Genomic DNA, 21365 nt, shown 5'->3' on the forward strand with positions numbered 1-21365 from the left:
ATTTTTGTTAAAAAATAATAAATTTTTGCTAAAAAAAATAAACGGGTGTATAATCCCGTTTATTTTTGTCTTTTTACATTTTGAGGTCTTACAATACTTGGTCGTACTTTTAAACTAGACATCGTTGGACGGAGTAAAATTTTTGTTAACGCGCCCCAATCAAATGGTAAAAACGGCCATAAATAAGGTGTTTGTAAACTTTTTATAGACGTTAAAAATAAAATTAATATCGTCATACCAATTACAAATCCCATCTCATGGAAGAGACCTGTTAAAATAATAACAAACAATTTCCCAACCTTATTCCCTAATCCTAGTTCATAACTCGGTGTTGCATATGCACCAACCATCGAAACTGCTACATACAAAATTACTTCTGGCACAAACAAACCTACATCAATTGCAATTTGACCAATTAATATAGCGGAAATCAACCCTGCTGCAGACGATAACGGCGTTGGAGTATGAATGGCTGCCATCCTTAAAAACTCAAGTCCGACCTCTGCCATTAACACCTGTAATAAAATTGGTAAATGCGTCATCTTAGTCGGTCCAATAAAAGCAAGATTTGCTGGCAAAAGAGTTGGATCAAATACAAACACTAACCAAAATGGTAATAAAAATAACGAGAATATAACACCTAAAAAGCGCACCCAGCGTAAAAATGTACCGACAGCTGGATTTTGTCTAAACTCTTCCGCGTGCTGTAAATGATGAAAATATGTTGTCGGTGTAATCATAGCACTTGGCGATGTGTCAACAAGTACTAACACATGTCCTTCTAGTAGATGATTTGCTGCTACATCTGGCCTTTCTGTATATCGAATAAGTGGGAATGGGTTATAGCTTTGCTTTACAACAAATTCTTCTACTGTTTTATCCGCCATCGTAATTCCATCTACATCGATGTTATTTAATTCTTGTTTTATAATCTTTACTAAATCTGGATTTGCAACATCTTGAACGTATGTAATACAAATATCCGTTTGCGATCTATCTCCTACTCGAACCATTTCATTTCGAAGACGTGGATCTCGAATTCTCCTACGAATTAACGCTGTATTTACAACGATATTTTCAACAAATCCATCCCTCGCACCTCGTACTACCTTTTCGGTATCCGGTTCTGTCGGTGTTCGCCCTGGATAACTACGAACATCGATCGCGAACGCTTCCGTTTCACCTTCCACAAATATCACGATCAGTCCTGATAATACTTGGAGCATTACCTCATCCATCGTTTTCACTTTACTTACTTGTTGATGGATTAAGCGATTCTCTAAAAGCTTCACTGTATCTTCTTCTACATCCCTTATCTCATTTGTATCCACCGCTTCTTCTAAAATAGGGATAATATAATTTGTATCACAAAGTCCGTTTACAAATAACACACCAATTTCTTTATTCAAAATTTGAAATTTACGAATGCCGACATCGTATGTAACGCCTAGTCCAACTGTCTGCTTTAAATAATTTTCATTGTCACTTATGAAAGTTGATATAGGGATATCCACTTTTTTAGGCTTCGTCATAAAAACCACTCCTTTCCAAAATTAATTGAATTGCTTTCTTCGTAATAGGTGATCCCCTCTCCCATTCATCATTTCCACACATCTTACCAATGTCACCGACTCCAACAATGACAGGAACATTTAAATCGTCTAAACAATATATTGTATCTCCGCTAATCCTGCCAATTTCACCATCTGGAAGTCCAAATTTATCAACACCGTATTCGGTTAAATTCCCGTTCCGATCTACACTTACATCTACACGTGCCCATTCCCAATGATGCGTATTAGACGCTACTGCTAAAATACCGAGCACATCAATTTGTTTATGGGTAGCCACATATTTTAATGCCTTTTCACCAGATCCTTCTCCAATAAATCCACTGTCATCAAACATGACAAATACAGGGTCATATGGCGTTTGCATAATAAGCTCAACAACTTTTTTCCCTGTCAATTTGGTTGGATTACTTTGTGATGCTGAAATACACCTTCCCCCAAATTCCTTCGTTAAAAGCTCAATTGTCCGCTTTGCATATTCATCTCCATCTGTGACCAAAACAACCCTTCGTCTCATTTGATTTATCCTTTCGGTTTACATATAAGTGCTATAAAAAATGAAAACAATATCGCTGCGGAAATGCCCGCAGACGTTAAACTAAACATGCCAATACCAATTCCTAAATATCCATGTTTTTCTGCTGCATGCATTGCTCCGTGCAATAGTGAATGTCCAAAACTTGTAATAGGGACTGTCGCTCCAGCACCTGCAAATTTTATTAGTTTATCGTACAATCCAAATCCATCTAAAATTGCTCCGATGACTACAAAAGTTGCCATTAAATGAGCTGGTGTTAACTTTACGAAATCTAACAATAGTTGCCCAATTAAACAAATAGCTCCACCTACAAGAAATGCATATATAAAATCCACAATTCACTCTCCTTTAACTCTCTCAAATACGACACCATGTGCAATTGTTGGAATCGTTTCCTTCTGTTGCATCATCATCGGGCTTAATAATGCACCAGTCGCAACGACAAAAATTCGTTGTAAATTCCCTTTTTGCATCTCGTGTAATAAATGGCCATACGTAACAACTGCTGAACAAGCGCAACCACTACCACCTGCAAACACTTCTTCTTGACTTGATTCATAAATCATCAATCCACAATCATTGTATATATGCCCAAGATCATAACCTTCCTCAAGTAAAAGTTGTTTCGCAATCGGCGTCCCAACAGCTGATAAATCACCCGTAACAATCAAATCATAATCATCGGCACTTCTTCTTAAATCTTCAAAATGTTGTTGAATTGTATGAGCTGCTGCTGGAGCCATCGCTGCCCCCATATCCAAAGGATTTGTAATTCCTAAATCTTGCACTTTTCCGATTGTAGCTGACGTAATTTTAATTGCACTTTTTTCATTGCTAATTAATATAGATCCTGCACCAGTCACAGTTGAATTTGCTGTCCCTGGTTTTTGCCCACCGTACTCTGTTGGATAGCGAAATTGTCTTTCAGCCGTTGCATTATGACTGCTTACTGTAGCTAAGACACGATTTGCAAATCCACCGTCTATAAAAGCTGAGCCAACTGCTAAAGTCTCCATAGACGTTGCACAAGCGCTAAACATTCCTAAAAAAGGAATGCCCCACTTACGCGCAACATAATTTGCTGTCACTGTTTGATTTAATAAATCTCCCGCTAAAAAGAAATCAATTTGCGATGTTTTTATATTCCCTTTTTGCACTGCTTGTTGAATTGAGTCTGACATTAATCTTCGTTCGGCGAGCTCCCAATTTTCTTCTCCACAATGCAAGTCATCATATGAAATATCAAATTTTTTCCCAAGAGGGCCCTCAGCTTCTTTCGGACCGACAGCAGTACCCGTTGCATTCACATATATATCATTTTGAAATACCCACGTTTGTTTTCCGGTCAACCTCATACTAGCCCCTCCTTTAAGACATAAAAATTTTAAAGGTATACCTTATTAACCCAATGATATATGCACCAACAACCCCAAATACAATCACACTTCCTGCCAGTTTAAACATATTTGTAGCAATCCCTAGAACAACCCCTTCGCTCTTATGTTCTAAGGCAGCGCTCGCCATAGAATTTGCAAATCCTGTTACCGGTACCGCTGATCCTGCTCCAGCAAATTGACCGATTTTATCATATACACCACACCCTGTTAAAATCGCGGATAATAAAACAAGGGTTGCAACAGTTGGGTTTCCTGCCTCTTGTTCACTGAAGTGAAAATAATGTATATAAAATTTCATCAATACTTCTCCAACTGTGCAAATGAGTCCACCTACAAGAAATGCTTTGATACAATTTAGTAAATAGTTTGGCTTTGGATGATACTCCTTCACTTTATTTATGTAATCATCCTTCAATTTCTGACTTGTCATTTATATACTGCCTCCTACTTTACGAAATAAATCCAGTGAAACAACGATCCTATTACTTTCCCAAGTACAAGAGCAACGAGCAAAACAATAATCTTCCCCTCTACCCCTACTCGTTTCGCTAAAATAGGCAGAACATTTAACACCTCTGTTAATGCCGCAGCAAGCATTCCAATGAACGTGCCACAAAATATCCCTAATATAACGAGCCAATATTGCGACGTTTGAAATGTAATGTTTTTCAAACTGCACCAAGCCCCTGTTAAAGTACCTGCAATAACTGCCCACTCAAAATATTGAATATGCTTTCCACTTCTCGTTAATTGGGCTAAACGGGGGATTATACCAAGTACAGCTAAAAATGCGACATATCCGCTACCTACCGCAATCCCTCCAGCTAAACCAATTAAAATAACAAATCCAGACTCAATCATCGGTAAGTTGTTTCATATTATCCTTGTTTTCATTAACGATTACATACTGATCAAGTGACTGTTGGTATTGAAACATCTCAACTTCTAGCGGACTCGGCTCTTCATTAATTCGCTTTTGAAATACATGATTAAAGAATAAAACCATCCCTAAGCCAAGACCTAAAGAATAAGGAATTTGAAATAAAAGTGGTTGCGCATTAAATTCTCCAGTAATCATGTAATATAACCGTTGATGTACTTGTTGCATACTTACATCTTCATGGAAATAAATGATCGCAAGGGCCGCTCCAATGAAAAGTAACAGCCATACAAGCCCGAAAAAAATTGGGTGTGTCTTCTTTTTTTCGTATATAATTTCAACAAGAGTTTGTCCAGAACCGAGTAAATTAATTTGTAGATGAGATGCTTTCTGTTGAATAATCTCAATTACTTTCATAACATCAATTACAACATGCGTCTTATCATGCGCTGTTATTTTGTAAACTATCTCATTTTGTAACAACTCAACTACGGAAGAATCTCCGGCAAGTTGAGCAACATCGCCCAGCTTTACTTCATAAGTAGGAGAAACTTTTAAACGATTGCGCATTTTAATATAAATCGTTTGTTCCAACTTTCATTCACCCCTTCACTCTTCCTCGTAGTTGTAGTATGGTTATTGAATTTTTTTCTAATACAATTTTTTCATAAAAAAACATCTGCACCATTTCGGTACAGATGTTTTTTACTTATGCCTTTTTCTTAAATAAGTTTGCAATACTTAATGCAAGCCCTCCCCAAATGACTACTATTCCAATAACCATCATCATAATTGCTGATCCACTCATTATGAAACACCTCGATCTTTCCATTCTTTTTCAAGCTTGGCAGAATCCGAATGTATTTGTGCATTCCATTTCTTTAGACTAATAATTAGCGCAACGATAAGGAAGGCTGCTGCTATCGACCAACCATACGTTATAACAAACTCAGTCGGATAATCTCCATAATTCTTTTTAATATTTTGGATTGTACCATCAATTAGCATATACCCTAACATAAGCGGAGTAATAACGAGTAAACTCACTCTCCAAAACGTTCCTAATTTAATATCAGATACAAAGTTTGCATGATTTTGATAAACTGGTAAACGACGTAAAATGAGCCCTATCGTCACTACTTCCGCAAGTGCAATTGTAATTAATCCGAAATTATTAGCGAAATAGTCGACAACATCTAAGAACATAAGCCCACCACGTGTTGCAAATACAAGAGAAACTAACACGAGAAGGGTTCCCATAATTCCAATGGTTTTTTCCCGACTTAAACTGAATTTTTCAGATACAGCGGCAAAACATACTTCCGCGAGTGAAATAAGTGATGTGATTCCAGCAACCGTTAACGATAAGAAAAATAATACACCAAACAACGGTGACATCGGCAATTCATTAATAATTTGCGGAAATACTACGAACGCAAGCCCAACGCCAGCACTTGCTACTTTATCAACCGGTACTCCCATATTATTCGCCATAAATCCAAGAGCTGCAAAGACCCCAATACCTGCTAATAATTCAAATCCTGAGTTTGCAAATCCAGTAATAAAGGCATTATTTGTTGTATCCGAGTTTTTCGGTAAATAACTAGAATACGTAATCATAATTCCAAATGCTAAAGATAAACTAAAGAATATTTGACCATAAGCAGCAAGCCATACTTTCCCATCAAAAATACGACTCCAATCTGGTTTAAAGAATGCATCTAGTCCTTGCATAGCACCTTCCATCGTCACTGCACGAACGACGATAATAAGGAACATAACAACTAATAAAGGAATAAATATACGGTTAACAACTTCTATTCCTTTTTTAACTCCTTTAAATGCAACGCCAAGTACAATAATCCAAACGAGAGCTAATGGAATTAATACTTCCGGTACAAGTCCTCCAAATTGCCCTGGCTTATCTGCAACATGTAAGTACTCTTTAAATAAAAATGATTGCGTGTCTTTTCCCCATGCTCCAGTAATTGCAAAGTATGTATACGATATAGACCAAGCAATAATCACTGCATAATATGTTGAAACGATAAATGTTACGCACATTTGCCACCATCCAATAAATTCGGCACGCGGGCTAATACGGAAAAATGTAAGTGGTGCTGAACCACGATGACGATGACCAAGGGCAAACTCAAACGCTAACAATGAAATACCAGTCGTTAATAATGCAAATAAGTACGGTAAAAAGAATGCTCCTCCTCCATTTTCATACGCTGTATAAGGAAAACGCCATATGTTTCCTAATCCAACGGCAGATCCGACCGCTGCAAAAATAAATCCAGCTCTCGTTCCCCATTGTTGCCTCGTTTCCATGTTTCCTTCCCCCTTTATGACAAGTTCATACTTGGATTATATTTTAAATTGACTAAATTATAAATAAATTCTGTTATTTTTTACGAAAATTAACATCTCTCTCCTATTAACGGCATAAAAAAATCGAATAGACAATTATTCGTCTATTCGATCTTTCATCTGTTTTAATATTTTCTTTTCAAGTCTTGAAACTTGTACTTGCGAAATGCCTATGCGCTCTGCTACTTCTGACTGTGTTTGATCTTTATAGTAACGCAAGTATACAATTAAGCGCTCTCGTTCATCTAGTTCTCTAATCGCTTCTTTTAAAGCAATTTTATCGAACCATTTCGTTTCAGATTGATCTGCAATTTGATCTAAAATAGTGATTGGATCTCCATCGTTTTCATATACAGTTTCATGTATAGACGAAGGGGCCCGGCTCGCTTCTTGTGCTAGAACAACTTCCTCTGGCGTTAGTTCTAGTGCCTCTGCCACTTCATTAATCGTTGGAGCCCTTCCGAATTCTTTCGAAAGCTCATCTCTCATCTTTCGAATTTTGTTTCCTGTTTCTTTTAAAGACCTACTAACTTTCACTGATCCATCATCACGTAAGAAACGTTGTATTTCACCAATAATCATTGGAACTGCATATGTTGAAAATTTCACGTCGAAAGATAAATCAAATTTATCTACCGATTTCAAGAGCCCAATACATCCAATTTGAAATAGGTCGTCTGGTTCGTATCCTCGATTAAGAAACCGCTGTACAACCGACCAAACGAGGCGCATATTACTTTGAACGATTGTATCTCTCGCTTGTTGATCTCCATCTTGACTTTTTTGAATTAACGCTTTTAGCTCGTGGTCCTTTAACTGAGGTTTCTTCTTCTCATTTTTGACCTCTATGTCCATAGGCTATTCTCCTTAATTGCATAGAGCGTTACTATTTGATAAGTATTTTGTCAAATGGATTGTTGTCCCGAAAGATTCGTTTGAAATAACTTCTACTTCATCCATAAAATTTTCCATGATAGTAAATCCCATTCCGGAACGCTCTAATTCAGGTTTAGTAGTAAAAAGGGGTTGTCTCGCTTCATCTAAGTTAAAGATTCCAATCCCTTCATCTCGAATCGTGAGTTTCACCATTGCTTCTTCCAAAATTACAGAAATATAAACAATACCTTCTGCATTTCCTTCGTATCCATGAATAATTGCATTTGTAACCGCTTCTGACACAACTGTTTTAATCTCCGTTAATTCTTCCATCGTTGGATCTAGTTGTGCAATGAAAGCCGCTACTGTAACGCGAGCGAACGATTCATTTTGACTTAATGCTGAAAATTGAAGGTTCATTTCATTTCTCATCTATGCCACCCCCAACGTCGCGAGCGCGTGCGCTTCACTTTCTTCTAAGCGAACGATTTTGAATAAGCCCGACATTTCAAATAAACGCTTAACAGGCGGTGAAATTGCACAAACAACCATTTCTCCACCTAATCCCTTTACGTGTTTATATCGGCCTAATATAACACCTAGACCAGAACTATCCATAAAAGATAAGTTCTCTAGGCTCAAAACAATATGATGAACACCATGTGTCTCAATCATATCTGTTACTTTCGTTCGCAACTCTTCAGCCGTATGATGATCTAATTCACCCTCTAGTCTCACACATAGGACGTCACGTTTTACTTCTAATTGCATGGAAAGACTCACACGATTTCCTCCTTATGCTCAAACTTTACTTATTCACATACATAAAGATTTTCGTGATACAAAATAAGAATCCTTCCTGCTGACAAAAGAAGAACTATTTCGTCATAAAGTGAAACCTTTCAGCATTATTCACTTACATACGAATAGAAAAGCGGCAAAATATTTGCCGCTATTTTGATGTTGAAAACATCCCAAAACTTCTTTTAAATAACTCCCACCAGCTCGCTGCAGCAACATCTTCTTTTGCTACAATTGTTTGTTTTAATAAAACATCTTTATCTTTTTTAATAACAAGTGTACCAAGCGCGTCACCTTTTTTAATCGGTGCTTTTACTTTCTTTTCAGCAATTACTTCTTGTTTTACCTTGTCCATATTCTCGCCCTTCTTCATAAGAAGAGAAACATTATCTGATGCAACTAAATCTACTTTTTCTTTTTTCCCTTTCCCTACTTGAACTGTCTTAATTTTTTCGCCGCGCGTATACAATTTCTTTGTCATATATTGACCAAATGCGTAGTCAAGAAGCTTCGTCACTTGGTTGTTCCGTTCTTTTGATGTTGGTGCTCCCATGACAACTGAAATGACACGCATGCCATTTTTTTCAGCCGATGCTGTTAAACAATATTTCGCTTCTGTCGTAAAACCTGTTTTTACTCCATCTACGCCAGGATAAAAACGTACTAGCTTATTCGTATTAACGAGCCAAAACTTTTTATCCGTATCTTCACGTAAATAATCTTCGTACTTACCTGTGTATTTACGAATAAGTGGATACTTCATCAATTCTCTCGCCATTATAGCCATATCATTTGCTGTCGAATAATGGTCTTTGGCCGGAAGACCTGTTGGGTTTTGAAAATGTGTATTTTTCAGCCCTAGATCTTTCGCCTTTTTGTTCAGCATATTTACAAATCCTTCTTCTGAACCTGCGATATGCTCGGCTACTGCAACAGATGCGTCATTTCCAGATGCAATTGCAATACCCTTTAACATCTCGTTTACAGTCATCTCTTCCCCAGGTTCTAAAAAGATTTGCGATCCACCCATTGAAGCTGCATGTTCGCTCGCTCTAACTTTATCGGTCAGTTTTAGTTTTCCTTTTTCAACTTGTTCCATAATTAAAAGCATTGTCATAATCTTTGTCATACTAGCAGGTGGTAATTTTTCATTTGGGTTTTTATCAAATAAAACTTTACCTGTATCTTGCTCAATTACGATTGCTGACGACGCTTGTTCCGCTAACTTCGGTGTTGTTTCTTCTGTTTTCTCCTGCTTCGTTTTCTCAGATTGTGCGAAACTCACTGAAGTTCCAGAAAGCAATAACATGAAACAAACAAGTATTCCAAAAACTCGCTTCATGACTAACCCTCCATTCTATATCAGACCTATTTTTTCCAATTTACCCTTTTTTAATACCAAATTTTTCTAACATTTTCAGTTGACAAATACATTCGTCCCCTATATTGTATTAATTGTATTACACACAGTAGTACACTTAATACATATGAGGAAGGAGACATTGCTCTTGCATATTCAACTTGACCCAAGAAGCAACACTCCGATATGGGAACAAATTGTTCAAAATATAAAAGAACTCGTATTGAAAAACATGTTGGCTCCAAGTGATAAACTTCCTTCTGTACGCGAACTCGCTTCTTTACTCGTTATAAATCCAAATACAGTGAGTAAAGCGTATCAAGAGTTAGAGCGACAAGGAATTATTGAAACGTTACGAGGAAAAGGAACATTTGTATCCCAATCGATTACCCCAACATTAGACGAAAGGAAAATCGCTATGGTTGAAAAGCAATTTCATCAATTACTATTAGAAGCCTCTTATCTTGGTATTACGAAAGATAAAATTCATGATTGGATAGATTCATACTATAAAGAGATTGGAGGGAATACGGATGTTGAAAGTGACAAACTTGAAGAAAACAATTGATAATCAAACAATTTTAGACGATGTTTCTTTCACATTGCAAAGAGGGAGTATCATCGGATTACTCGGAAGAAACGGTGCGGGGAAAACAACTTTATTGCGAACGATGGTCGGTATTTTAGACCCAGACGAGGGAACTGTTACATATGAAGATACAAACATTCATCAGTTTCCTGAAATAAAGCAAAAAATTGTATATGTTCCTGATTCTACTAATATACTGAACGGCTATACGATAAAAGAAATCGTAAAGTTTTATAAAGAAGTTTATACCGCATTTGATGAAACACATTTCTATGAACTGTTAGAACGTTTTAACTTACCAAATAAACGAATTCGTAGTTATTCAAAAGGAATGAAAGCACTGCTCGCCATCATTTTAGCCGTTTCTACAAAGGCAGAATATATCATTTTAGATGAACCGACAAATGGACTTGATCCTATCGTGAAAAGGAAAATTTTACAGTTTCTCGTTGGAGAAGTTGCAGAAAAAGAGATTACCATTTTCATCTCCACTCACCATTTAGATGAAGTAGAACAAATTGCAGATACAATTATTATATTAAAAGGCCATACTATCTCGTCTATTACATCACTAGACGATGCAAAATCACGATTTGCAAAAATACAAGTAGCTTACGAACGTTCATTACCTCAAAAGCTAGAAAACTTAAGCAATATTAAAATATTAAATCAAACAGGAAAAGTATATACAATCTTAATTGAAGGAAATGTGGCTACAACACTGGAGAAGTTTTACAAAGAGCAACCTATACTTATTGAAGAATTAACAATGTCACTTGAAGATGTCTTCGTTACGACACTGGAGGAGGATGGGTATGTTTCATAAAGCGTTGTGGATGTGGAATTGGAAGCGTGGGAAATATGCTGCGTTACTTTTTCTCTTCAGTTCACTTTATTTTTTATCTTTCGAATACTATCAAGAAGCAGAAACTCAACAGTCTCTCTTTCTCCATCCAGAAAAAATAGGTGAAGAAAAGTTCTACTATCATTATTCTTTTTATTCTTCTAATAGCTTTTGGTTAGGTATTATTACAATTATCCTATCCTGTATATTAATTGGCTGGGAGCGAAGTAATCAAAATGGAGATTCACTTATGACATTTCCATTTAAAAGACGTGATATGTTCTTATCGAAATGGGTTTTCGGTGGATTTTTCATTGTACTATCATTTCTAATCAATTGGGGTCTTATGTATTTTATTTATAAATCTACGATTCACTTTGAATATCAATCTTTCGAACCATTTCACCGATATTTCCTGTACGCAATTTTCACATATATCGCTATCTATACTGTCTCTTTATGTATAGGTACATTTACTGGCAGTATTATTTCACAAAGCATCTTCAGCATTACTTTTTGCATAATGGGAATGGGAATCTTTTCACTCTTACTCCTTTTCTTTACAGCTCACGCTGAGGCAATACAGGGGAATAAAAGTTATACGAATTTCGAAAACATTTATAAATTCAATAAAAAGACCAACATTTCAAGCGCTATATTAGACTTTTCAATTAGTTATAATTACCACCCTACTGTCCAATCAGATGAAGATCATGGAAAAGTAATACAAAGGGGACCCACTTTTCATAGTTACTACTCTGCAAAAGTAATACTTGTTCCTATCTTCTATACTATTTCCAGCTTACTAATTGGTATGTTTCTTTATGCACGATCACCTAATGAACATAATAAGAAAATTTTCCTTTTTCCAAAATACAACTCACTCTGGATGTGGGGTACTACCTTTTATTTTGCATTAATAGGTGGGCAAATGTTAAAACGTTTTGATTTATTATTTAGTTACTATGTTGGATTCTTTTTATTTGGAATCGTCACTTATTTTATATTATCACGTCTTACAAACTATAAAGTTTTTTAAAGGAGAGATCCTATGTTTCAAAAAGCATTATGGGTGCATACCTACAAACAAAGTAAATATATTGTTTGGCTATTTTGGTTAGTAAGTTTTTATGTACTATCATATAAATACTATTTAGCAGCTGCCGAGCAATTAAAATATTTTCATGAACATAATGAATGGAAATATATATACCGATATAATTATCAACTTTCACTTCCCGATGCTATTATGGTTCAAGGAGGACTCCTTATTATATTAGCCTGTATTCTTATTGGATGGGAACGTCAAAATCAATCAAGTGACATTTTATGGTCTATGCCATTTAAACGAACACATCTCTTCATAACGAAATGGCTTTTTGGTGTGTGTAATATTGTAGCTATCGTTATACTAAATTGGGGACTTTTTGCTATTATGAAAAAGACAACCTTTCATAATAAGTATCAAATATTTTCACCATTTCATACTTACTTCTTATACATGGTTATTATCTTAATTGCTATATATACACTTGCATTATGCATAGGAACAATTGCTGGTAATATGATTTCACAAGGATTTTTCAGTGTTGCTATACTTGGATTCCCTTTTATTTTGCCGACTCTAATTGCCGGGGCTATTTCTATTCATACGGTTGGACTTATTTCCAATCATCCCGTCTATACGGAGGAAAATGTAGATCGTTACGGTTCAGTAATAGAAAAAGTGAGTATTTTAGCGCCAGTTCGCGGATTCAATATTAATTTTAATTACGATCCTCAACGTGCTTATACTGATCAACAAGGCGTACGTCATGATGAACCTAATTTTACGTATATTCCTTCAGCAACAAAACTTATCGGTCCAATCGTAAATATACTTATTCTATTACCTTTAGGAATGTACTTATATACAAGATCACCTAATGAACAAAACGGAAACTTTCTATTATATCCGAAGCTTAAAACACTATGTATGATATGTTGTGTAACCTTTATTGGAATGTTTGGAGGAATGGCAGCGGGCGGAAGTCATTCTATCGTAAATTATTATATTGGTTTTATAGGGACCAGTACGATAGTCTACCTACTATTATCTCGCTTATTAAAATTCAAATTTTCTTGGCGTGTGAAATAACCTCCTTTTAAAGGAGGTTATTTCACATTCTCTCTCCTATCCCCATACACCATCTCTTCTTTCATCCCAAATCCATCACCATTTTGCACAATTTGCTCTGTCGGTGCAACTACACTTTCAGCAATTTTCCATTCCCCACGCTCTTTCACAAATACTTGTAGAAAATAGTTCATGCCATCTAATTGATATGCATTTTCTTTTTTCACATTATAGTGAATCGCAATGTAGTACACTTGAATATTTTCTTTTCCTATTTTTGATACGTATTGCGATAGTCTCGGTATATAGAGTGCTGCTTTCTGAAAAGATAGTTGTTTCGCTTTAACAAGCGATGAACTTGTTACATTACGTAATGTGTCCTGATTACGAATATTATCGCTATGGTGGAATAATACTGCGTTTTGCATAGAACGAACCCATAATTTCGAATATAAGACTGTATTATCGGTTTCAATGTACTTCACTTCTTTTCGTACCACTTGGATAGGCGTATCTGCGTACGTAAATGTTTGAAAATAGAAAAAACCACCAAATAAAATGGTAAGTGCAGCAATATATTTCATAATCTTTCCTCCGATCTTTTAATTAAAGTATCGGAGTTTCAAAATATTTTTATTCAAAAGAAAAAGGATAGGAATGCTTTCGCTTCCTATCCTCATTTATTATAATACGCGGCCAAATAGTTCTAAGACCATTTCTATTTCTTGGTCGCTCCAACCTTTAAATCTCTCTTTATAATATTCTTTACGCACAGCTTCAAGTTTTTCAGTTACTTCTCTTCCGTGCTCTGTAATTTCTAAATACACGATTCGACGATCTGAATTAGAACGTTTTCTTTCTACTAATCCTTTTCGTACGAGACGATCTGTAACAGCTGTAATATGACTGGAGGTTACGTTTACTTCACTCGCAATTTGCGAAGCCATCTGTGGACTCTTTAAAAATAACGCACGTAATACAGAAAATTCATTATATGGCATATGTTCTGCAAAACGTGTATTAATATCATTTTGTAATAAACGTATCATTTTTCGAAATGATGCAGATAAATCTAAAATCAGTGTTTCTCTTTTTTCGTTCAATAGCCTCGTCCCTTTTTTATCATATTTACACATATTATAATCTATAAATACCTATGTTGTACATGCTTTCTTTCCTCAACATTCTCATTTATGTAACTTTTTTCATATAAATTTCTTTTTTGTTCACACATATACATATAAAAAGGATGGTGATGGAAAATGCAGGGTGGAATGAATCCTTATTTACACAACGTACGCACAGCTAATACTGGTAAAGAAGCTACTATTACTGTACAAGGCGAAGGCGTTGTCAAAGCAAAACCGAATGTTGTTATATTAACGCTTGGCATTCGAACAGATGATAAAAATGTAAAACAGGCTCAAGAAGAAAATGCAGTGCAATCCAAACAATTGCTGGATGCACTTAAACAGCTTGGTATTGCCGATAAAGATATAGAAACGATTTCTTATACAATTACTCCTCAATACGAATATGTAAATGATAAAGCATTGCTACAAGGATACCGCGTGGAGCATTTGTATGAAATTACCGTTTTAAATGTACAAAAAGCTGGGGAAGTATATGATATAGCCGTTTCAAATGGCGCAAATGTAGCAAAAGGTTTACGTTTCCGAGTATCTCATCCAAATAAATATTATGAGCAAGCTCTCATTCAAGCTCTGCACCAAGCAGTAGAAAAAGCTCGTGCTATTGCGAGTACATATAATTTAAATATTAATCCTGTTCCCCTCTCATTCGTTGAAGAATCTGCCCAATTACCACGGGAGGTTACGTCTTATGCTACTTTACATGCGCAAGCAGCCCCTCCCATTCAATCGGGTGAATTAGAAATCATTTCATCCATACGGGCTATTTTTACGTATTTATAACGAATTCTCTTTACAAGTAAACGTTATCATTTTACTTGTTGTAAAAACATGATGTTCTGATATAATAAAGAACGGTGAGCTCTTACATAAGAGATATCACGGGTGGGAGAGGGATATGAAAAAGAAGGTTTAACATGAAAGGAATACTTGAAAGAACATTTAAATTAGGTTTACACGAAACATCACCAAAACAAGAAGTATTAGCTGGAGTTACGTCATTTTTCACAATCGTATATATTATGATTGTAAATGCGTCAATCTTATCAGATGCTGGCATTCCTCTTGAAGCTGGAATTTTAGCAACTGTTTTTAGTTCATTTGTCGGATGTCTACTCATGGCATTTTGGGCAAATGCACCTGCTATTCTTGTCCCGGGTATGGGTGTAAATGCATTCTTCACGTACACAGCTGTGCATACGCTTGGACTAACTTGGCAAGAAGCATTGGCTGCTGTCTTTATCTCTGGTATTATTTTTGCAATTGCCGCTTTTACACCAATCGCTCGCGTGCTATCAGTATCAATTCCAAAGTCATTAAAGGAAGCGATTACTGTCGGCATCGGATTATTTTTAGCGTTTATCGGATTGCAAAAAGGTGGTTTAGTCGTTTCGAACCCAAATACTGCTGTGGCAATGGGGAAATTAAGTAATCCTGTCGTTCTTGCGACATTACTTACTCTTATCATTGCACTTGTATTATTTATTCGTAACGTACGTGGAAACTTTTTATGGACGATTGCAATAGGAACTGGTATCGCCTGGCTATTTGGTCTTGTGGATACGAGTCAAGTGGGAAGTAGTTCATTCTCATTCGCTAATTACGGTGATGTGTTTGGAGCTATGTCATTTGGGAAACTTTCTTCCTTACCATTTTGGATTGCAACATTCTCTTTAAGCATGGTGCTTATCTTTGAGAACATGGGACTTCTGCACGGTTTATTAGAAGATGATCGTAAATTCCCACGTGCTTACCAAGCCAATGCAATTTCAGCAATGACATGTGGTCTATTTGGCACAAGTCCTACCGTTTCAACAGTAGAAAGTGCCGCAGGTATTACTGCAGGTGGTAAGACAGGTCTGACGTCTATCGTTACTGGGTTGCTATTCTTTGCATCACTGTTTGCTCTTCCATTTGTCAAATTAATTCCTGATAGTGCCATTGCACCAATCTTAATTATTATTGGCGGTCTGATGATTACAAGCATTCAACAAATTCCTCTGAATGACTTTTCAGAAGGATTTCCAGCATTCTTAATTATCGTTATGATCCCGCTCACATATAGTATCGCTGATGGCATTGCGTTCGGATTTATTGCTTACCCTATCTTAAAAGTTGCTCTTGGAAAGCGTAAAGAAGTCGCACCATCTATGTATATCATTACATGCTTATTCTTAGCTATGTTTGTATTACATGCTATTGGTTAAAAAAAACACCGAGGAAATCCTCGGTGTTTTTTTACTTAAACCATCCTTTTTTATAAAACCAGGCCATCATTCCGCCGCCAATTAGTGCCATAATAAGTAGACAAATAAAATAACTATATTGTCCACCAAGCTCTGGCATATGCGTAAAGTTCATTCCATATACTCCCGCAATAAATGTTAATGGCATGAAAATAGTCGAGAATACAGTTAATGTTTTCATAATGTTATTCATATGATGTGAGTTTAATGAAAAATAACTATCCCGAATATCTGCTGTTAACTCTCGGCTTGCCTCAATCATTTCTGTTAGTTTAAGCAAATGATCATGTATATCTTTAAAGTAAATTTCATGATCGCTTATACCGTAAAAACGAGTCGAATTTAAAATACGATATAATAAATCACGCATCGGAATAATTGTACGCCTTAGCTTTGATAAATCTGTACGTATATCAAATACCTCTTCTAATACACTTCCTGCTGTCTCCCCCGTTAAATTATCATCAATTGCATTTAAATGATCCTCAATGTAATATACAGGCGCAAAATAGTCATCTACAATTTGGTCGATAATTGTATGAGCTACGTGTAAAGGACTATTTTTAATACGCTTCTTTTCTCCAAGTGTTTTCCATACTCTTTCGATTGCATTGTTATGAGAAAAGTGGAAAGAAACAATATAACGATCACTAATAAATAAATCGATTTCGTGCGGTTCTAGTCCATCTTCCCCAAATGCATGAAGTACTAAAAAGTTATATCCATCATAAAAATCAACTTTTGGCCTCTGTACATATTCTATACAGTCTTCAATTGCAAGGGGATGGAACTTAAAATGGTCTTGCAGAATATATGTATACTCTTCTTTCGTTGGCTTATATAAATCTAGCCAATACCATACAATATGGTCTTTCTTTGTTTCTTCTAGAGAAACATCATATAATACTTCATCTGTTTTTGTTACTGCACAAATTCTAATCATAATTTCACCCATTATTATTATAAACAAAAAATAGTAAAAAAAGCCAAGGAGAAATCTCCTCAGCTTTTTTTTATTACTTCGTTACGATACCGTGTACTAAAGTTGGTGCATCTACGTGTTCTTTAGAGATCTTCATGTTCTCATAAATTTTCGCTTTTACATCTTCAACATTTTCGCGGTTTGCGTAAATTGTAACGAGAGATTCACCTTGCTTCACGCTATCGCCTACTTTTTTGCGCAGCATTAGACCAACTGCTAAATCAATTTCAGACTCTTTCGTTGCACGTCCTGCTCCTAAAAGCATTGCTGCTGTTCCGATTTCGTCTGCAACGATTTCTGATACATATCCGTCTTCTTTCGCTTCCACTTCAATTTTAAATTGTGCTTGTGGCAATTTAGAAGGGTCATCAACAACAGATGCGTCGCCGCCTTGCGCTGATAAGAACGTTTTAAATGATTCTAGCGCTTTTCCGTTGTTCATTACTTCAATTAGCTTTTCACGTGCATCTTCTAAAGATGAAGCTTGTCCAGCAAGGTACACCATTTGACTTCCAAGTGTTAAACATAGCTCTTCTAAATCTTTCGGCCCTTTACCTTGTAATGTATCAATTGCTTCTTGAACTTCTAATGCGTTACCGATAGCTTCACCGAGTGGTTGACTCATATCAGAAATAACTGCCATCGTGTTACGACCAACGTTATTACCGATGCGTACCATTGCTTCTGCTAAACGTTTTGCATCTTCATCCGTTTTCATAAATGCACCTGCTCCAGTTTTTACATCAAGAACAATTGCATCTGCACCAGCAGCAATTTTTTTACTCATAATCGAACTTGCAATAAGCGGAATTGAGTTTACTGTTGCTGTCACATCACGAAGTGCATATAGCTTTTTATCAGCAGGTGTTAAGTTACCACTTTGACCGATAACAGCGATTTTGTTTTCATTTACAAGACGCATGAATTCATCGTTTTCAATTTCCACATGGAATCCTGGAACTGCTTCTAATTTATCAATTGTACCACCAGTATGTCCTAAACCGCGTCCAGACATTTTCGCTACTGGTACATCTAAAGCGGCTACTAATGGACCTAATACAAGTGTCGTTGTATCACCAACACCACCTGTTGAATGCTTATCTACTTTTACACCTTCAATAGCTGATAAGTCGATTGTATCACCGCTATTTACCATTGCCATCGTTAAATCGGCACGCTCTTGATCGTTCATATCTTGGAAGAAAATTGCCATTGCAAGTGAACTTACTTGATAATCAGGAATATCACCATTCGTATATCCTTCAACAATAAAGTTAATTTCTTCTGTCGTTAATGCATGTCCGTCACGTTTTTTTGCAATTAGGTCCACCATTCTCATTGTGAAGTCACCCCTTCATTTGTTTTACGATTGCTTTTACTAATGCTAAGAAGTTAGCTTTAACACGTTCTGTCGTTTCAATTACTTCATCGTGGTGAAGTGGTTGATCTAAAATACCAGCTGCCATATTTGAAATACAAGAAATACCTAACACTTTCATACCAGCATGACGCGCTACAATTACTTCAGGTACTGTTGACATACCAACTGCATCTCCGCCAAGTGTACGAAGCATACGAATTTCAGCAGGTGTTTCATATACAGGACCTGTCATTCCTACGTATACACCTTCTTGTACTTTAATATTTAAGTCTGCTGCAACTTGTTTCGCCATTTCGCGAAGTTCTACTGTATATGATGTAGACATATCAGGGAAACGTACGCCCATTTCAGAATCATTCGGTCCGATTAATGGATTCGTACCCATGAAGTTAATGTGGTCTGAAATTAACATAAGATCGCCTGGCTCAAATGATGTATTTACACCACCAGCTGCGTTTGTTACAACTACTGTTTCTACACCTAGTTCTTTCATAACACGAACTGGGAATGTTACTTTTTGCATGTCGTATCCTTCATAGAAGTGGAAACGTCCTTGCATTGCTACTACTGTTACACCTTGAAGTGTACCAAATACTAGTTGACCTGCATGGCCTTCTACAGTTGATACTGGGAATTCAGGGATTTCACTGTAAGGTACTGTTACTGCGTTCTCAATTTCGTCTGCTAATACACCTAGTCCTGATCCAAGGATTAGTCCTACTTGTGGTGTCTCTTGAAATTTCTCTTTTAAGTATGAAGCTGATTTTGTAATAAGTTCACGATTCATTTGTTTATCCCCCTATTTCTTTAGCTCGTTTAAGAAGCTTGTTCCGTATTCTGGCATTTTCACACCGAAGTTTTCTGCTACTGTTGCACCAATATCAGCAAATGTTTGACGAAGTGGTAATTCTTGTCCGCCTTCTTTCATGCTTGGGCTATATGCCAATAATGGTACATATTCACGTGTATGGTCAGTACCAGGGTGAATTGGATCATTACCGTGGTCTGCTGTAATTAATAATAGATCATCTTCTTTTAGTTTTGCGAATACTTCTGGAAGACGTGCATCATATTCTTGCAGAGCTTCTCCGTATCCTTGTGGATCACGGCGATGGCCGAATAATGCATCAAAGTCAACTAAGTTTAAGAAGCTAAGACCTGTAAAGTCCATATTTAATGTATCTACAAGCTTATCCATTCCATCCATGTTAGACTTCGTACGAAGTGATTCAGTTACCCCTTCACCATCATAAATATCAGAGATTTTACCGATAGCAATTACATCGTAGTCACTATCTTTTAATTCATTCATTACTGTACGGCCGAATGGTTTTAATGCATAGTCATGACGGTTTGGTGTACGTGTAAAGTTTCCAGGTTCACCAACGAATGGACGAGCAATAACACGACCTACCATGTATTTCTCATCTAATGTTAATTCACGTGCAATTTTACAGATTTTATATAACTCATCAAGTGGCACTACTTCTTCGTGTGCTGCAATTTGCAATACGCTATCAGCAGAAGTATAAACGATTAAAGAGCCTGTTTCCATTTGCTCTTGACCAAGTTCATCAAGAATCTCAGTTCCAGAAGCTGGCTTATTACCGATAATTTTACGGCCTGTTTTTTCTTCTAATTCATCAAGTAATTCTTTCGGGAATCCTTCCGGGAACACTTGGAATGGTGTATCAATGTAAAGGCCCATGATTTCCCAGTGACCTGTCATTGTATCTTTACCAGTAGATTTCTCTTGCATTTTTGTGTAATATCCAAGTGGTTTCTCTACTTTAGAGATACCTTTCATTTCTCGAATGTTACCAAGACCTAATTTCACCATGTTAGGCATTTGTAACCCATTCATATGTTCAGCAATGTGACCAATTGTGTCAGATCCTAAATCACCAAATTGCTCAGCATCTGGTGCTTCACCGATTCCCACAGAGTCCATTACGACTAGGAATATACGTTTATATTTATTCATAACTGCGCCCTCCTATAAGTTCAGTTCTACTTCTTGTAGTATGTTCAAAACGCTATAAAGTGAAACTGTTATCAAAAAGAATTCTCATTGTCAAACAGTACTTCTTTAAATCATTTTCTAACCTATTTCGTTTACTTGAAACGATTCAAAAACATTTCTAGTTTTTTCTAAGTCAGATGTCAGACATCTGATACTGATATCATAACATGTTTACGCTTTCTTTTTAATACATTTTCGTAGAATTTCTCATTTTCTTCACACTTCTATTGTAATCCA

The 21365-nt window shown here is 36.3% G+C and carries 25 protein-coding genes; 6 read left to right on the forward strand and 19 right to left on the reverse strand.

The window, feature by feature from the left end:
- Nucleotides 1-59: 59 nt before the first annotated feature.
- The 13 genes from spoVAF to dacF form a co-directional block, all read right to left on the reverse strand.
- Entirely contained in the window at nt 60-1532 is a 1473-nt protein-coding gene (spoVAF, locus tag D1166_RS18175) for a spore germination protein SpoVAF (RefSeq protein ID WP_000165596.1), read from the reverse strand.
- Nucleotides 1519-2088 carry a stage V sporulation protein SpoVABEA gene (spoVAEA, locus tag D1166_RS18180; protein WP_001254415.1) on the reverse strand — a complete coding sequence of 190 codons (570 nt, stop codon included), beginning with the start codon at nt 2086-2088 and terminating at the stop codon, nt 1519-1521. The genes spoVAF and spoVAEA overlap by 14 nt, the downstream gene beginning before the upstream one ends.
- A gap of 5 nt (nt 2089-2093) precedes the next feature.
- Nucleotides 2094-2444: a stage V sporulation protein AE gene (spoVAE, locus tag D1166_RS18185; protein WP_000345904.1), complete on the reverse strand. Its 351-nt coding sequence runs from the start codon at nt 2442-2444 to the stop codon at nt 2094-2096.
- Between the two features lie 3 nt (nt 2445-2447).
- Nucleotides 2448-3464 (reverse strand): stage V sporulation protein AD, encoded by a 1017-nt coding sequence (gene spoVAD / locus D1166_RS18190; protein ID WP_001241163.1) that lies wholly within the window; start codon nt 3462-3464, stop codon nt 2448-2450.
- A gap of 13 nt (nt 3465-3477) precedes the next feature.
- A complete protein-coding gene (gene spoVAC, locus D1166_RS18195; RefSeq protein WP_000203810.1) occupies nt 3478-3936 on the reverse strand; it encodes a stage V sporulation protein AC in 459 nt (152 codons plus the stop codon).
- 14 nt (nt 3937-3950) lie between these two features.
- Complete coding sequence (gene spoVAB, locus D1166_RS18200; RefSeq protein WP_000572936.1) at nt 3951-4367, reverse strand: stage V sporulation protein SpoVAB; 417 nt, start codon at nt 4365-4367, stop codon at nt 3951-3953.
- Complete coding sequence (locus tag D1166_RS18205; protein ID WP_000438366.1) at nt 4360-4980, reverse strand: stage V sporulation protein AA; 621 nt, start codon at nt 4978-4980, stop codon at nt 4360-4362. The genes spoVAB and D1166_RS18205 overlap by 8 nt, the downstream gene beginning before the upstream one ends.
- A 115-nt stretch (nt 4981-5095) precedes the next feature.
- Complete coding sequence (locus tag D1166_RS18210; RefSeq protein WP_000016826.1) at nt 5096-5194, reverse strand: methionine/alanine import family NSS transporter small subunit; 99 nt, start codon at nt 5192-5194, stop codon at nt 5096-5098.
- Nucleotides 5194-6720 (reverse strand): sodium-dependent transporter, encoded by a 1527-nt coding sequence (locus D1166_RS18215; protein ID WP_000450087.1) that lies wholly within the window; start codon nt 6718-6720, stop codon nt 5194-5196. The genes D1166_RS18210 and D1166_RS18215 overlap by 1 nt, the downstream gene beginning before the upstream one ends.
- Before the next feature lie 135 nt (nt 6721-6855).
- Complete coding sequence (gene sigF / locus D1166_RS18220; RefSeq protein ID WP_000350729.1) at nt 6856-7614, reverse strand: RNA polymerase sporulation sigma factor SigF; 759 nt, start codon at nt 7612-7614, stop codon at nt 6856-6858.
- Nucleotides 7615-7626: 12 nt separating this feature from the next.
- The gene (gene spoIIAB / locus D1166_RS18225; protein ID WP_001243398.1) at nt 7627-8067 is read right to left on the reverse strand and encodes an anti-sigma F factor; all 441 of its coding nucleotides are present in this window, start codon (nt 8065-8067) and stop codon (nt 7627-7629) included.
- Entirely contained in the window at nt 8068-8418 is a 351-nt protein-coding gene (gene spoIIAA / locus D1166_RS18230) for an anti-sigma F factor antagonist (RefSeq protein WP_000059135.1), read from the reverse strand.
- Nucleotides 8419-8587: 169 nt separating this feature from the next.
- Entirely contained in the window at nt 8588-9778 is a 1191-nt protein-coding gene (dacF, locus tag D1166_RS18235) for a serine-type D-Ala-D-Ala carboxypeptidase DacF (RefSeq protein ID WP_118043369.1), read from the reverse strand.
- A gap of 166 nt (nt 9779-9944) precedes the next feature.
- Here dacF and D1166_RS18245 point away from each other — a divergent pair, with 166 nt between their 5' ends.
- The 4 genes from D1166_RS18245 to D1166_RS18260 are packed head-to-tail and all read left to right on the forward strand — an operon-like array spanning nt 9945 to nt 13366.
- Nucleotides 9945-10364: a GntR family transcriptional regulator gene (locus D1166_RS18245; RefSeq protein ID WP_000548027.1), complete on the forward strand. Its 420-nt coding sequence runs from the start codon at nt 9945-9947 to the stop codon at nt 10362-10364.
- The gene (locus D1166_RS18250) at nt 10330-11211 is read left to right on the forward strand and encodes an ABC transporter ATP-binding protein (protein WP_000922109.1); all 882 of its coding nucleotides are present in this window, start codon (nt 10330-10332) and stop codon (nt 11209-11211) included. Before D1166_RS18245 ends, D1166_RS18250 begins: the two co-directional genes overlap by 35 nt.
- Nucleotides 11201-12268, forward strand: a complete 1068-nt coding sequence (locus tag D1166_RS18255) for an ABC transporter permease (protein WP_000468528.1) — start codon at nt 11201-11203, stop codon at nt 12266-12268. Before D1166_RS18250 ends, D1166_RS18255 begins: the two co-directional genes overlap by 11 nt.
- Nucleotides 12269-12280: 12 nt before the next feature.
- Complete coding sequence (locus tag D1166_RS18260; protein WP_000486561.1) at nt 12281-13366, forward strand: ABC-2 transporter permease; 1086 nt, start codon at nt 12281-12283, stop codon at nt 13364-13366.
- 17 nt (nt 13367-13383) lie between these two features.
- On the opposite strand, the gene D1166_RS18265 is transcribed toward D1166_RS18260, so the two are convergent.
- Both D1166_RS18265 and D1166_RS18270 read right to left on the reverse strand, forming a co-directional pair.
- The gene (locus D1166_RS18265; protein WP_000873785.1) at nt 13384-13929 is read right to left on the reverse strand and encodes a hypothetical protein; all 546 of its coding nucleotides are present in this window, start codon (nt 13927-13929) and stop codon (nt 13384-13386) included.
- 99 nt (nt 13930-14028) lie between these two features.
- Nucleotides 14029-14448, reverse strand: a complete 420-nt coding sequence (locus tag D1166_RS18270; protein WP_001003305.1) for a MarR family winged helix-turn-helix transcriptional regulator — start codon at nt 14446-14448, stop codon at nt 14029-14031.
- 159 nt (nt 14449-14607) lie between these two features.
- Here D1166_RS18270 and D1166_RS18275 point away from each other — a divergent pair, with 159 nt between their 5' ends.
- On the forward strand, nt 14608-15279 hold the full coding sequence (locus tag D1166_RS18275) for an SIMPL domain-containing protein (RefSeq protein ID WP_001161448.1): 672 nt from the start codon (nt 14608-14610) through the stop codon (nt 15277-15279).
- 134 nt (nt 15280-15413) lie between these two features.
- Complete coding sequence (locus D1166_RS18280) at nt 15414-16703, forward strand: NCS2 family permease (RefSeq protein WP_000676242.1); 1290 nt, start codon at nt 15414-15416, stop codon at nt 16701-16703.
- A gap of 31 nt (nt 16704-16734) precedes the next feature.
- Here D1166_RS18280 and corA read toward each other — a convergent pair whose 3' ends face one another.
- The 4 genes from corA to deoB form a co-directional block, all read right to left on the reverse strand.
- On the reverse strand, nt 16735-17697 hold the full coding sequence (gene corA, locus D1166_RS18285; RefSeq protein ID WP_002005674.1) for a magnesium/cobalt transporter CorA: 963 nt from the start codon (nt 17695-17697) through the stop codon (nt 16735-16737).
- A gap of 61 nt (nt 17698-17758) precedes the next feature.
- Nucleotides 17759-19063: a pyrimidine-nucleoside phosphorylase gene (locus D1166_RS18290; protein WP_001243069.1), complete on the reverse strand. Its 1305-nt coding sequence runs from the start codon at nt 19061-19063 to the stop codon at nt 17759-17761.
- A 7-nt stretch (nt 19064-19070) separates the two neighbouring features.
- Complete coding sequence (locus D1166_RS18295; RefSeq protein ID WP_001078446.1) at nt 19071-19892, reverse strand: purine-nucleoside phosphorylase; 822 nt, start codon at nt 19890-19892, stop codon at nt 19071-19073.
- A gap of 12 nt (nt 19893-19904) precedes the next feature.
- Nucleotides 19905-21089 (reverse strand): phosphopentomutase, encoded by a 1185-nt coding sequence (deoB, locus tag D1166_RS18300; RefSeq protein WP_001046079.1) that lies wholly within the window; start codon nt 21087-21089, stop codon nt 19905-19907.
- Between the last annotated feature and the right edge of the window lie 276 nt (nt 21090-21365).

It is taken from the genome of Bacillus sp. ISO11, assembly GCF_003458115.1.
In the GTDB taxonomy this organism is placed as follows: domain Bacteria; phylum Bacillota; class Bacilli; order Bacillales; family Bacillaceae_G; genus Bacillus_A; species Bacillus_A cereus.

What these genes read in the sequence shown, in the direction of transcription:
- dacF (WP_118043369.1), bottom strand. Translation starts at nt 9,778, where the DNA reads ATGAAGCGAGTTTTTGGAATACTTGTTTGTTTCATGTTATTGCTTTCT.
- D1166_RS18290 (WP_001243069.1), bottom strand. Translation starts at nt 19,063, where the DNA reads ATGAGAATGGTGGACCTAATTGCAAAAAAACGTGACGGACATGCATTA.
- spoVAEA (WP_001254415.1), bottom strand. Translation starts at nt 2,088, where the DNA reads ATGAGACGAAGGGTTGTTTTGGTCACAGATGGAGATGAATATGCAAAG.
- spoVAF (WP_000165596.1), bottom strand. Translation starts at nt 1,532, where the DNA reads ATGACGAAGCCTAAAAAAGTGGATATCCCTATATCAACTTTCATAAGT.
- D1166_RS18275 (WP_001161448.1), top strand. Translation starts at nt 14,608, where the DNA reads ATGCAGGGTGGAATGAATCCTTATTTACACAACGTACGCACAGCTAAT.
- D1166_RS18215 (WP_000450087.1), bottom strand. Translation starts at nt 6,720, where the DNA reads ATGGAAACGAGGCAACAATGGGGAACGAGAGCTGGATTTATTTTTGCA.
- sigF (WP_000350729.1), bottom strand. Translation starts at nt 7,614, where the DNA reads ATGGACATAGAGGTCAAAAATGAGAAGAAGAAACCTCAGTTAAAGGAC.
- spoIIAB (WP_001243398.1), bottom strand. Translation starts at nt 8,067, where the DNA reads ATGAGAAATGAAATGAACCTTCAATTTTCAGCATTAAGTCAAAATGAA.
- D1166_RS18280 (WP_000676242.1), top strand. Translation starts at nt 15,414, where the DNA reads ATGAAAGGAATACTTGAAAGAACATTTAAATTAGGTTTACACGAAACA.
- corA (WP_002005674.1), bottom strand. Translation starts at nt 17,697, where the DNA reads ATGGGTGAAATTATGATTAGAATTTGTGCAGTAACAAAAACAGATGAA.
- D1166_RS18210 (WP_000016826.1), bottom strand. Translation starts at nt 5,194, where the DNA reads ATGAGTGGATCAGCAATTATGATGATGGTTATTGGAATAGTAGTCATT.
- deoB (WP_001046079.1), bottom strand. Translation starts at nt 21,089, where the DNA reads ATGAATAAATATAAACGTATATTCCTAGTCGTAATGGACTCTGTGGGA.
- D1166_RS18295 (WP_001078446.1), bottom strand. Translation starts at nt 19,892, where the DNA reads ATGAATCGTGAACTTATTACAAAATCAGCTTCATACTTAAAAGAGAAA.
- spoVAD (WP_001241163.1), bottom strand. Translation starts at nt 3,464, where the DNA reads ATGAGGTTGACCGGAAAACAAACGTGGGTATTTCAAAATGATATATAT.
- spoVAC (WP_000203810.1), bottom strand. Translation starts at nt 3,936, where the DNA reads ATGACAAGTCAGAAATTGAAGGATGATTACATAAATAAAGTGAAGGAG.
- D1166_RS18250 (WP_000922109.1), top strand. Translation starts at nt 10,330, where the DNA reads ATGTTGAAAGTGACAAACTTGAAGAAAACAATTGATAATCAAACAATT.
- D1166_RS18265 (WP_000873785.1), bottom strand. Translation starts at nt 13,929, where the DNA reads ATGAAATATATTGCTGCACTTACCATTTTATTTGGTGGTTTTTTCTAT.
- D1166_RS18260 (WP_000486561.1), top strand. Translation starts at nt 12,281, where the DNA reads ATGTTTCAAAAAGCATTATGGGTGCATACCTACAAACAAAGTAAATAT.
- spoVAB (WP_000572936.1), bottom strand. Translation starts at nt 4,367, where the DNA reads ATGATTGAGTCTGGATTTGTTATTTTAATTGGTTTAGCTGGAGGGATT.
- D1166_RS18255 (WP_000468528.1), top strand. Translation starts at nt 11,201, where the DNA reads ATGTTTCATAAAGCGTTGTGGATGTGGAATTGGAAGCGTGGGAAATAT.